The sequence below is a fragment of the Sinorhizobium sp. M4_45 genome, from assembly GCF_002885915.1.
Taxonomy (GTDB): Bacteria; Pseudomonadota; Alphaproteobacteria; order Rhizobiales; family Rhizobiaceae; genus Sinorhizobium; species Sinorhizobium meliloti_A.
Genome location: NZ_NWVE01000004.1, coordinates 438865 through 451058, shown reverse-complemented (window position 1 = coordinate 451058; position 12194 = coordinate 438865). Strand labels below are relative to the sequence as shown.

General features: G+C 56.9%; 10 protein-coding genes and 1 pseudogene. 4 read left to right on the top strand and 7 right to left on the bottom strand.

Going from position 1 to position 12194, the window contains the following annotated elements:
• Window positions 1-145 precede the first annotated feature (145 nt).
• Window positions 146-586: a hypothetical protein gene (locus CN933_RS15190; RefSeq protein ID WP_102761810.1), complete on the top strand. Its 441-nt coding sequence runs from the start codon at window positions 146-148 to the stop codon at window positions 584-586.
• Between the two features lie 15 nt (window positions 587-601).
• Here CN933_RS15190 and CN933_RS15185 read toward each other — a convergent pair whose 3' ends face one another.
• The 5 genes and pseudogenes from CN933_RS15185 to CN933_RS15165 form a co-directional block, all read right to left on the bottom strand.
• The gene (locus tag CN933_RS15185; protein ID WP_102761809.1) at window positions 602-1873 is read right to left on the bottom strand and encodes a hypothetical protein; all 1272 of its coding nucleotides are present in this window, start codon (window positions 1871-1873) and stop codon (window positions 602-604) included.
• A 96-nt stretch (window positions 1874-1969) separates the two neighbouring features.
• The gene (locus CN933_RS15180; RefSeq protein ID WP_146032668.1) at window positions 1970-2311 is read right to left on the bottom strand and encodes a flagellin; all 342 of its coding nucleotides are present in this window, start codon (window positions 2309-2311) and stop codon (window positions 1970-1972) included.
• Window positions 2215-3156, bottom strand: coding sequence for a hypothetical protein (locus CN933_RS15175; protein WP_102761807.1), 942 nt, complete (start codon window positions 3154-3156; stop codon window positions 2215-2217). The genes CN933_RS15180 and CN933_RS15175 overlap by 97 nt, the downstream gene beginning before the upstream one ends.
• Before the next feature lie 80 nt (window positions 3157-3236).
• Window positions 3237-3641: pseudogene (locus CN933_RS15170) on the bottom strand (flagellin N-terminal helical domain-containing protein); the annotation flags it as partial.
• Between the two features lie 183 nt (window positions 3642-3824).
• A complete protein-coding gene (locus tag CN933_RS15165; protein ID WP_102761805.1) occupies window positions 3825-5357 on the bottom strand; it encodes a hypothetical protein in 1533 nt (510 codons plus the stop codon).
• A 178-nt stretch (window positions 5358-5535) separates the two neighbouring features.
• Here CN933_RS15165 and CN933_RS15160 point away from each other — a divergent pair, with 178 nt between their 5' ends.
• Entirely contained in the window at window positions 5536-5799 is a 264-nt protein-coding gene (locus CN933_RS15160; protein ID WP_102761804.1) for a helix-turn-helix domain-containing protein, read from the top strand.
• Window positions 5800-5980: 181 nt separating this feature from the next.
• On the opposite strand, the gene CN933_RS15155 is transcribed toward CN933_RS15160, so the two are convergent.
• Both CN933_RS15155 and CN933_RS15150 read right to left on the bottom strand, forming a co-directional pair.
• Window positions 5981-8794: a hypothetical protein gene (locus tag CN933_RS15155; RefSeq protein WP_102761803.1), complete on the bottom strand. Its 2814-nt coding sequence runs from the start codon at window positions 8792-8794 to the stop codon at window positions 5981-5983.
• On the bottom strand, window positions 8787-9791 hold the full coding sequence (locus CN933_RS15150; RefSeq protein WP_102761802.1) for an SIR2 family protein: 1005 nt from the start codon (window positions 9789-9791) through the stop codon (window positions 8787-8789). The genes CN933_RS15155 and CN933_RS15150 overlap by 8 nt, the downstream gene beginning before the upstream one ends.
• 984 nt (window positions 9792-10775) lie before the next feature.
• Between CN933_RS15150 and CN933_RS15145 the strand changes: the two genes are divergently transcribed.
• Together CN933_RS15145 and CN933_RS15140 are read left to right on the top strand one after the other, a co-directional pair.
• A complete protein-coding gene (locus CN933_RS15145) occupies window positions 10776-11126 on the top strand; it encodes a helix-turn-helix domain-containing protein (protein WP_210204018.1) in 351 nt (116 codons plus the stop codon).
• Window positions 11120-12079 carry a hypothetical protein gene (locus CN933_RS15140; protein WP_102761800.1) on the top strand — a complete coding sequence of 320 codons (960 nt, stop codon included), beginning with the start codon at window positions 11120-11122 and terminating at the stop codon, window positions 12077-12079. The genes CN933_RS15145 and CN933_RS15140 overlap by 7 nt, the downstream gene beginning before the upstream one ends.
• Window positions 12080-12194: the final 115 nt, after the last annotated feature.

The following is a 12194-nucleotide window of genomic DNA, read 5'->3' as shown; positions in this document are numbered from 1 at the left end:
GCCGAAGACCGACCATCAAATCCGCCCGGTAACTGTCCGGGACTTAGCGGAATCGCTGTCCGCGACTTAGCGGAATTGCTGTCCGGGACTTACTGAAATCGGTGTCCGGGACTTAACGAAACACGCAGACAACGAGCGCATATCGGTGAAAACGATCACGTCCAGCACAAGCGTAGCCTTCAATCCGAACACGTTCGATCAGGTCGATCGCATCGTGATCCTCCGGATCAACGTGAACGAGGAGAATGGCGTTTCGGTCGAAACATTGCTGGATTGCACAGCCTTCGAAGCGCGCAGCAGACTCGGCAATGGGCTCACCTTCTATATTGAAATCCAGCGGCCGACGCGGCCGGTGGAGAATTTGGCAGTGGTGGCGTCCGCCTCTTACGACTCATATACCCTCAAGCAGTACGAAAACGGCACCATTCTGGCATTCGAAGGTGACAGGAAGGTCGAACCGCCAAAGCCTGTCCTGCGGCGCATCGCCAATGAAATCGGATTCGACCTCCTCAGCGCGGGAGGTGAACAGAAGACTACCCGACAGCTCGGCGCAGGAATAATTCGGATGTTAGCGCTGCAGCCGTGAGGAATCTGGCCTCGCTCAGGCGCCGGCCAACTCATGGTCGATGAGTGACTTGCCAGCCAGCCACGTCTTTGCAATTAGGTCAAGGGCGCTCTCTTCAAGCATGCTCGGACATTTTTTTATTTCGAACTTCGCCCCAAGCTGAATCTGCAGATTCGAATTCTTATGGGTGAACGCAGCGAATGCCGCCTCAAGCCATTCCGGCTGAAGTTTCACGGGGTCCCCGCCATCGAAGGCCGTGCGCAGGTCGAACTCCAACAAGCTGTCAACGAAAGGCACCGCTCGCTGGGAAGGATATCGTCTCTGGATGGCTCTCATCGTCGGCGCTGCAAAGTGTTCTACCGAGAGTACTTCTGCTTCCATATTTGACAGAAATTCGTGCACGAGATTTCGAAAGCCTTCTTTCCCAAGGCCGATTAACGCCCGACGAAACGGCGTTTTGATCGCATTCGGAATCGTGATCATCACGTCGATGATCTGGCCGACGCCGAGCGTTAAATGTGGGTGATTGGTGTGAGATGCCGAAGCCTTCAATGTCCGCAGCGACAGATAATCCCAGACAAAGTCTTCGTCCGTGCCGGTGATTGCCGATCGCCCGGGAATCGAGGGGTCCACTCCGAGTTGCTCCTCCAGCCTCTTGTCTCGGCGCAGCGCCTCAGTCGCAAGTTTGATAACCCGCCTGCCTTCGAGATACGAATAATCCGCCGCCTTCGCAAAGGGGAAACCTGCGAAGCTTGTCAGGGTGCCTGACGTGAAGTTCTCTTCACCAATCATACGCGCCTCCAGCGCCTCGAAATATCCTGCGGCTTGTCGAGCCCAAAAGTTGTCGGAGTGTTTCCTGAGCCAACGATAGAGCTGCGACCACGTTGTCGAGATCACACCGTCTGAAACCTTCACCGGCGCGGAATGCGCGGTGATGGCAACGGCCGTACTTCTTGTGAAACCGAGTTGGGCTGCGACTCGGATATGGCGGCGAATCTGATCGGGACTCAGCGGGGCATTGATCTTCGATTCAAAGACGATGCACCAGTCATCGCCGTTGTGAATCCATGCGTCCGGAATTCCGCGCCTGTCGCTTTCATCCTCTTCGGGCGCCTCGGGCCTGCCGGGAATCGTTTGGACACTCAACGATAACCCGTGTGCTTTCTGGCCGTGTCCCGATTTTACGAACACGCGTAGGAAATCGTTCAGCAGCGTTCGATCGTGATCGAGTGCCGAAAAAAAGGCGTGCGTCAGCCGATTCTCAGGATGACGGTATTGATCGAAGATGTTTCTCAGAGCAGCCCCCAAACCTCAAGTCAACTGATAGCCACCTCGCCTTCCGATTGCAATCGGCAACCGGCTATGGCTCACGGCATTGGCGCACGCCTCTCACGCCGCCTGCCGCTATTGGAACAGCTGCACGGTCGCCTGCGCGTCAGCATTGGCGAGCTGCAACGCCTGCAGGGCAATCGGCTTCTGCGTTTGCAGCGCTTTCAACCGCGTTGATACCTCATCCATGTCAGCATCGACCAGTCGGCCGATCCCCGTCATCGTTTGCTGCAGCGTCCGGCCGAAGACCTCCTGCAGGTCGAGGCGGCTTGCGAGCGCTCCGAGCATGGCGGCGCTGGTCACCTTCGCCAGCATGCCCTCTATGCCGCTGAGATAGTTGTCGAGATCGGCGCCGGCGGCGGTGATGTCGATATTGACCAGATCGAAATCCGGCGGGCTACCGATGTTGTCGCGCAAGTTGAGGATCTGAACTGCGAGCGGCTGCCGGCGGTCGGGAACATCGTCGAATCAATTGTGAGCGTCGTCTGGATACCGGCGCCCGTCTCCGTCACGCCGGTTCCGGCCAGCACCGCATTGAGCACGGCGGCGAAATCCGGGCCGGCATTGACGAGACCGTCATTCGTGCCGAGCACGCTATCGACCGTCGCCCGGTCGATGGTGATTGTCTGGGTGACCCCATCCGGGGTGACGAGTTCGAAGGCGATGACGACGTCGGGGTGCAGCCGGAACGAGGAAGACCCGCCGGAAAAGGAAAGCTCGGCATAGCTGTTGTCGATATCGGTGACCGGTGGATTCTCCAAGCCGCCGGCCGCCCCACCGGAAAGCGTCGAAGTCAGATTGCCGATGGCAATGCTGGCGTCGTCGAGGCCGAGCCCTTCCAAGGACCAGAAGAGAAATCGGTCGCTCGCCTCCGTGCCGACATTGGCAACCCGGGACAGACCGGCAGTGACCATCGCCTGATTGAGGATGCTGATCATCGCGCTCCGGTTGGCAATGACGCCGTCGCTGGTGCCAAGGCGGCTGTCGACAAGCGCCTTGTCGATGGTGATCGGATAGGTGACGCCGGCGGAATGCGGGCCGGCATCGACGATGATGTCGAAGCCGATGCTGTCCGTTGCCGACAGGGTGATCGGCCCGGCGAACGTGTAGGACTCCCGTGCCTTGACACCGAAGGCGGTTGCGCCGCTCACCGTCGTCAGGCCGTTGATGTTGCCGACACTACGGTCGTCCGCCTGCAGCGCCCCGCCGCCATCGCTGTTAAACAGGCTGATGTCGCCGATGTCGAGCGTCAGCGTTTGCACCTGCAGGGTCCTGGAAGCCGAGCGGCTGAGCGCGGCCGGCATCTCGACGGGGGAGGCGGTGAGAGGTCGGCGATATGAGTGTTCAGCCAGTTGACGCCGTTGAAGCTCGCGGAGGTCGCGATGCTCTCCGCCTGCCCGATCAGTTGCTCAAGCTCAGCTTGGATCTTCTGCCGGTCGACGCCCTCTTCCTTTGCGGCGACGAGCTTGGCCTTGATGCCGTCGAGAACCCCGATCGTCGCTTGCAGTCCGGTATAGGCGACGTCGGTCTCGGCGGCGGCGAGCCCGAGGGCATCGACGATCGCGAAGAGCGCCATGTTGTCGGAGCGCATCGTCGTCGAGATCGACCAATAGGCAGCATTGTCGGCGGCCGCGCCAACGCGCAGGCCGGAACTGATCTCCTTTTGCGTGATGGTGAGATTGGCGTTGATCGCGCGCAGGATCTGAAGGGCGGCGGTCGCGCCGGAATTGATGTGAATGCTGGTCATTTCCAATAATGCTTCTGATATCGCTGGTCTCAAATCATCGGTTGAAGCCTCCACTGGAATGGGGGTTGTTGGCACCTACGCACTACATCTGGCCTTGCCCGCAAACCGGCGGTCAGGCGACGGCATTATGCCGGGTAAATCTTCGGCGAGGCCGCGAGCGGCCCCTGCGTTCGTCCTCTTTCACTACTGCCGCAGCCCAAGGCAGACCTCCGCCGCCATCAAGGCGCGGTAGAGATAGTAGCCGTAGGGGTTGAAGCTGCGTTCTTCCGTACCGGGCTGGACGTTGTTGGCGACGAGGGTCGCCTGCAGCATCTGCATTTGCAGTCCGCTTGCGTAGTTCGTTCGGCCATTAACCGATGCCTTCCACTCGACCTCGCGGCACCAACGCTCGGTCGGCTGATAGGCACCGGTGGCATAGGCCTTCAGCACCTTAGCCTCCGCGCTGGCGGTCTTCGGGCATAGGACGAGACCGGGCGGGCATACGAAATCGGGGAAGGACTGCCCCGCGAACGCTTCATCGGTGATCATCCGCTCGACGTCGATCAGCGGCGCGGTTTCCGAGATTGTCGGGTCGATCTTCATCGGTACGGTCAAGGTGTCATCGCTGTAGGCGATCCGTACCGTCTTGGTATCGTCGTGGCTGGGCTGCGCACTGGCGCTGGGTGTTGCGCCCCCCTCGCTCCCAGAAATCGTGCTGACGGGGTTGGCCTCTTCTGCGGCCGGTTCCGACGCAGCCGACTGGATTGTGCTGTCTGATGCAGAGAGAGCCTCAACCTCTCCTTTCTTGCGAAAGTCGGTTATCGCAGGCGGGCTGCCGTCAGTCCTAAACTGCAGCAGGTAAGGCTTGTTGTCAGCGTCGGTGCCCTGACAACTGATCGTCACCGGTCCTTTATAGGGATTGCCATATACGCAGCTACCCGTAACAGCCGCCACATTGGGTGGCACCTCCTCGAGGCCAATGGTGAAGACAACCTTGTCAAAGCTCTGGAACTGGCTATCGGCGTCCGGCTTCATCCCCTCGATGCCGCTGAAAGTCGCCGTGCCACCCTTATCGCCGATGGCGAGCGAAAATCCGGCCCGACCCGTGCTATAGACCGACTGGACGATCCTACCGTCACAATGTTCCGAGAAATTCGTGCCGAATACCACAAGGCTTTCGCAGGTGCCGGAGAGCATTGCCGTTACGATCAAGTCCGACAGGCCCGTTACCAGTTCCTGTTCCGGGGGTGCTTCGGCTTCCACATCAGGCACTTCGCTCGACCGCGCCGAGCGGGCCAGTTCGAACTCGACGAGCGGCGCGGCTGCTTCATAGAGCACCCGAACATCCGAGCATGTGCCCGCCGAATCGGCTTCTGCCTCATCGCCCGTCACCTCAGCGATCTGCTCGCCAAGGTCGCCGTAGAAATCATGCCCGATCGGGCCATCGATCCCAAGACGGCGGGCCACATCTTCGACCTGAGCCTGATCGAGCCCAAGCCCGCAAGCGTCGTTGACGGCAAGCGCCTGCGCCAGAACATGGATCAGCGTCTTGCTCGCCGCCGCCGCGCGTGCGAGCTCCGTCGCGGCATCGACAAAATACACATTCCCGAAACGCTCTTTCAGAAGCTGGGCGGCATGCCGCAGCTCATACGCGGTCGCTGCACAAGCGGACCCAGCAATTGTGCTTGGGGCGAGGAGCGCAACTGTCGCGACGACCGTGCCGAAGTGGGCGTTCATACTTATCCCCAAAGCCAAAACCTTTCGAGCGCTGCGAAACCCTGCCGGGACTCAGAAATGTTGAACAACTCCGCCGTTCACCCGTCATCGCCGACTCGATGCATAGTAGCAGGCATAAATTAATATGGGATCAACAGTCCGTCGATTATCAAGCCGTGAATAAGGCTCCTTGCATCCGATGGATGCGCGCAAAATCATCGGTTGGAATCTCCGCAAGCTGCGGGTCGAGAAAGGGCTGTCGCAAGAGCGGCTGGCATTGGAGGCCCACATCGATCGTGCTTACGTCGGCCGTGTCGAACGGGGAAAAGAGAACGTCACTGTAGCGACGCTCGAAGCCTTGGCACAGGTGTTGGATGTGCCGGTTGGTGCGTTGTTTGTTGAACCACCGCCGAATTCTCCGACGCCCCCTGCGCTACCGGCAGGTAGGAGAACTAGGCGGTAGCGTAAACTGTCGGCACACCGGCATTGGCGCTGACAACGCTGGAGGCTAATGGAACGAGACTTCAAATTCGGGTCACGCTCACGCGGAGCTCGGAAATCTGAAAAAGAACGGTGATTGCTGGACGAACAGGAACGCTCGAATGTGTATTCGACAGATCACCAGTCCGACGGACGTGTGAGCCTCAACGGCCGACGATCTGCTTGTAGAATTCAACCATACCGGGCAACGTTTTGCGCAGCTTTTCAATGCAGTGCAGCACCTCGGTGCGGTAGCCCATGCCAGCGAGCTTATGCAGCAAATTCCTAAGCTTATTATCCATGTCGTAGTGCGGGGTGCTCGCATCGAACATGCGTTCAAGAAGCTCAATTGTTGAGGCAGGATTTGTATCGACCAGCCGTGCAAACTCTTCAATCATCTGATCGGTGGAGTAGCCCGAATGGACATACGGAACTACGCCAAGCAAGAGTCCTTTAGCCCGCGCGTCGAGCGCCGTCACATAAGGTGCCAGACGGCCAAGGCCAGCAAGCAGGTCGGCATGCGCTTCGGGCTGCGCTTGCGCCCACTCGAGGCACTTCGCCCAAAATGCCAGGACGCGCTCATTCTGCTCGGACGTGAGTTTTTCTCCAAGGAGCGCCTCAAAAAACCCGACAGCATTCTGGAGATCGTCAACGCCACCCTCAAAAATACGCTCCATTAATGTCGAATCCAGAGTTTCATCGCCCCATAGATAGGCGAGACATATCCATTCGATGAGGCGCTTTTGACTATACGAGTCCTCTAGTTTGGCTTTGAAGGCGTTATCGAGAATGCCGTTGGACGCCACGAGCCGATAAACCATCCGAGTCGGCGTTGCGTAGGCGAGCCCTCCAAGGGCAGCTTGGAAGTTGGCTGGGTATTCGGTTGGAAAGAGGCGCTTCAAGTTAGTTTGAAGCCATTCGTGACTCATGTAGTCAATATTGGCAATGTACGAGGCAGACAGTGTCGAGAACTCGAAATTAGCATTGCAGCATTTCGCAATCTCAGCGTCAAAGACCGGCTTGAGTGTTGCCCATGCTTCCTCCAGCGGGTGACTATTCTGTTGAGCCAAGCGACAAACGCGCAGCGCGTGATTGTACATGGCACCAATAGCCCGGCCCTTTTCGGTATTGAGCGCATGTGTCATCGGATCAGTAGGACTTGCAATCTCGAGCGCCGCTCGTTCAAGCAAAATCTTAATCAGTTCCCAGCCCTGCGGGAGTAATTCCGGGGGGTATGCATTTTCATCATTCTTCGTGCCAGATTCGAGGAAATCGGCGATCGAAGTTTGCATCCATGCACGCGTTGGAACCAAATCGACATTCTCTGCGGCCTTCGATGACCAAAATACGTCGTCATTCAGGCATTGGGAAAAGAACGTCATGAGCTTGGGCCATGCCGCGCTCCAGTCGAGTGTGGACCTTTCGTTTTTCGAACCGTCAAATACTCGCTTAAATCCGGAGACTAGCGCATGCTGGAATGGGATTTTCGCGCGATGAAAGTCGGAAAGAAGCGGGAGGAAGGTGTTTGGAGAAGCCGCTACAGCGGCTTCAAGAGCGGCAACCAAGCCTCCCAGAGTCGGTCCCTTCCAAGAGTCCTTTTCTTTAAACTCATTTAATCGATCGACAATCGTACCGTCCTCCGCGAATGCGGTGAGCGACTCTTCGGCGAAGGGAGTTGGGCCAGGACCAACCCGCATTTCGTGATAACTGAGGAATTCGGGGTGATCGGTCGGAGATCCGAGTGAATAATCGGAGGATAGCTCTGCAAACCATCCAGCCGCTTCGGGATGGTCTTTGACAGCGGTCAGCCATTCCCGCTGTGTGAATTTCACGCGACGGTCGGGATCATCGCCACTCTCTGGTTTGCGTAGCGACTGTAGCGCCGTAATGATCTTTTCTTTGCCGGATTGCGACAGAGCGGCAAATCTCTCTTTGAGAAGCCGATAAAGTTCGTGTCGATGCGCTGAAGTAAATAGGTCGGCTTCAATAATAGCCTCGAACGGCTCGCGGAGAAGCTCAAAATACTCTGCAACCGTGTGGATTGCGATGCGTCGAACAATCTCTACTTCGTCTTTCAGCGCGCTCTTGACGTATTCGGCGGCTTCATCAGGTCTCGTCTCTGTCCATCCCGCGAGGGCATCCCGCATACCATCTACGAACCGGTTCTCCGGACCACGAAAGGTCAAATTCTGATAATTGTCCTCGATGGCGGGCCGCCACAATGTGCTACCATAGCTGCGACGCGAGTCCGCGAAAATCGCGCGCAAACCGTCCTCGAAAATCTTGACCGCGGTTACCTCGGCTTTTGCGCCCAGCACTTTGGCGAAATTATCGACGATCTCTTTGAGCCAGTAATCGTCGATATTTGTCACCAAATCGCGTCCACGCCGGCCCTCTTCGGGCAACCAACGGAAGGCCATGCACTCCTTCATTAAGAGGCACGCTTTCTCAACGTCTTCAGATCCGCCGCTCGCAAGAAGTCTTTTCAGAAGACCATTGCAAAGCGCACGGCCAACGAGGCCGTGGTCGAAGCGCGACGAAAGCCAGACAGTTGCAAGTTGGATGTCTTTCTTTGTTATCGCGCTAACGGGCAGAACGCCCAGAATATCTGCGAATTGGTGATATGTATGGTAGTTGTCACGCGGCTCACCATTTTGATCGCGGAAATTCGTTACATCGCGAATGACGTCAAGCACTTTGTCTGCAAGCTGGTTGTTGTTCAGTTCGCCGGCGCGTTTCGCGACGGCTCCTAAATAGTTCAGCGCGGTCCAAAATGGTATTTGAACAAATCCAGGTTCGTTCGACGGTACAGGTCCCGAACTATGAGACGGATTGAACAAACCTGCCTCGTTGAGAGCATCAAAGTATTGCTCCGGCTCCGGCCTCTTCGTCAAAAGATCAAAGCCGTGCCGGGCGAACTCGTCGCCTTGCTGCATCATCTGAATAAAGGACTCAAGTTTGGAGGTGAGGTTAGCCAAGGAGGGCCTCCATCTCTGCTTGAACCTGAACATTGAGCGGTGAAGTCGCCGGCATCACGTCCGCAAAGTGCTCGAGCACTTCGATGAGCTGGGTCCAATCTTTCTTGTCGCGCTGAAACGGTACAAGCTGGATATCGCACTGTCGGTAGTAACGTGTAAGACTACGCATCAGCTCGGCTTGATGCGAGAAATAGCCCTGGAGCATAAAGTGCCTCGCCTCCGCCTCCCCATTAGGGGAAGGTATGCGCGCTTTCTGAATAATGTACTCGAGGATTTCCAAATCTTCCAAGCCGTATCCAACAAAAAGAACAGTCTTTGTTGAAAAGAGGTGACTCAGGAAGGTCAACATTCGATTTTCACGCTGCGGCTCGTTTTCCGCCCGGTCATTCGCATAGCGGCTCAGGTAGTCCCGCGTTGTAATTACCATCCCACTCGGATCAGCGAGCGATCCATGCAAGTGGAAAACCATCTGTGGTTGGTTCAAGTTTGCAGGGGTAAACTCGTTCACGTCAAAAATCGCCCGACGTTTCGAAGGTGAATTTGCCGTTGTCATCTGCGGCGCGTCAGGAGGATTCACGGGGGAGTGTGCTTCAGGAATCTCTGTGTCAAGCCAAGCGTCATAGTTCGTCGTGACGAACGTTCTTCCTAGCTTTCCTAGCGACCGATATACACGATTGCCGAGGTCGTTGTTTTTATAGCCACGTCTGGGATTGATTAGCTTGGCATAGTCAATCTTAACTTGGTGTTCGGCCTCCATGCCTCGCGCAATTGAGAGCTTTACCCGTGGTGAAAGATGCTCGATCTGGGCAAGTTGCGCGTAGGTGAACTTATTCGCTTCAATGCAGGCTCGCAGCGCCCCATCGGCCAATTGCGCCCATGTCGGGCAACCGGCAAGAACCGATGCTCCAGCGCCGACAAAAGGGACCAGCACTCCGCGCTGCGCTGCATCCTTCAGGCCCGGTGGGATGTTCGGGATTGGCAAAATGCCATCAGTCATTGCAAAGACCTAGAATATATTGCTTGTCTTACCGCTCTCCTGCAACCAAGCAGCGATCAGAGCCGCCGCTACCCTTACGCTGTTCGGCGTAGGACAGCAACCGCGGGGGGACGCTCGCTTGTACCACCATCCTGCTCCCTCGTCGGTTGGCTCTCCATCTCATACGGTAAATGACTGGTGCCATGTTCGGTGACTTGGGCGTTTGTGCGGGAGCTCGAAGGCTTCGGTGAAGAAAGGCTATCACCAGCATGGCACGGCAGCCGGCAAGCCGCTGTAGCTTCAGGGTACAGGCTGATGTAGCACTGCGTGCGAAAGCACCTGCGCGTAACATCTGAGTTGACACGGTTTATTTGTGACAGGGTAGCCTTGGGCCTAAGGCTTGAGGTTACAAATGGGACGCATCGTTCAGGTGTCGTCTGCGGCTTGTCTATGCCAATCCGATAAAGCCTGTCGTGCACATCGCTCAAGCAAGGCCGCTAAACGTTGTCCGACAACGTACGAGCGTGGCCGATGAAATCCACCCGCAAATGTGGGGCGAAGCGTGGGGTGCCTGCGCCCACATCACCAAAACCGTAATGATTTCGATCTATTTCGAAGGCAACTGGCGGAGAGGGGAACTATGAGGGTCTTCTCCACAGCTGTTTACCATATCCGAGCAATTCGGTTGTCCACTCACCGAACACGATGCTAACGGTCATCTCGGCCATTTGAGGGATAGCCCCAAGTGGACCCACAAAATAAGGACCCGGTCGGTAGCGATCAAAGCTGCCGACACCGTTAGGCAATGTAAGGCATGAAGCAGGGCGGCGCCTTACTAGCAGATGGAGCAAAGCTCCTCCCCACGCTCGTATTGGGTAGGTCCCGACATCGACATCATTCAACTTGCGCATTCGTGCGCGTGATGGTGTTTGGTCGGGGCATGCACTGGTCTAGCAACCATCCTTGAAGCACCCGGCCAACACCTTGAGAGAAAGGTGAATAGCCGTGGCAGCGAAGCCATCAAAAACTAAGTACCGCAAGCAGCGTGCGGCGCACGATGCCCTTGTAAATCTCGTCAAATACACCGCTGGTCGATTTGACCTGCCGATGCCGCTTGATCTGGTACCGACATCGGACGGTGCCGAGGCGAAGTCCGGCGCTCTTCTCTCTCCTGCCCGGGCAGCAGAGCAACTCGGCATCAGCACCAAGACGCTCGCCAACTGGCGCAGTTCCGGTACCTCGGGCCTCAAGCACGTGCAGGTCGGCAGCCGCATCTTCTATCGGCAGTCGGACATCCACGCATACATCGCCCGCAACGCCAAAAGCTCGACCTCCGAAAGGGGGCTGCCATGGTGAGGGAAGTGAACGTGGACTTTGTTCTTGAATCAATCAGCCAGCTAATTGAACAACGCGAGATAGACAACATGCATTACCGCCACTCCCTCGAGCGCTTCCTTCATCTCTGGGAAATTCCGATCCGCGACGCCATGAAGCGGTTTTACGCAGGCAATCGGTTCTCCCTTGCTGGCACTCTTACGGCTCAGAGCCACCGCAATTCCCTGCTGGAAGATGCTGAATACGAACTGCCGGACGGCAGCGTGCATGATGGTTGGCATTCCCTAGACAAGGACCGCAGAACGGCCGCCTGCCTGCTTGAGCAACAACGTGCCCGTATCTGGGCTTTGGGACAGCTTTTCGTGACGCTTGCACCGCATTCGAACGACATGCACTTCGTCACATATGCGAAACCGTCCCACCAGAAGCGCGATGGCAATCTACATCGTTTCAACGCAAGCAATTACCGGAGAACGATCGAAGGCGCTCTCCGCCAAGTACACCGGGACTTCCCTGATCTAACCGCCATCGGCACGATCGAGATTTCCGCTCGGCCAACGCTCAAAGGTGCGACGTTTGAACCTCACTGCCACCTCCTTGTTCATGGGGTACCTGAGCAACCGTTACGCTCCGCTCTCGCGCAGCTTGCCAACGGAGCTTCTCGGGCGGTCATGATCCTACCCGTCAGAACCCTTCAGCAACTCGGCGAGCGCCTGAGCTATTTGTTCAAGTTCATCCCCGAATCTCGGGTGCTTTACGAAAGGGCGGACGGTCGCACGGGGCATGGCCATAATCTGATGACGGGCGAAGTTTTCGCCGAATGGCTTGCATGGCTATCCAGATGTGGCGTCGACGAATTGCTCATCACGCATGGGTTTTCACGCCGTTTGAGGCGCGAATTCCGCGAAACTGAAATGAAGGTTCTTGTCGGAGCTTTGATTGAAAGTTCGCGCCAAATGCCTCCTCGAGGCTAACGGCGCAACGTTTTGAGGGGCGAGTGTCGAAACTGCACCCCGATCACCCCCAACATACGCAACCCGCTGCCGGCCGCATGAGCAGTGAGCAGAATACGGCTGCGCGAACCGAGTT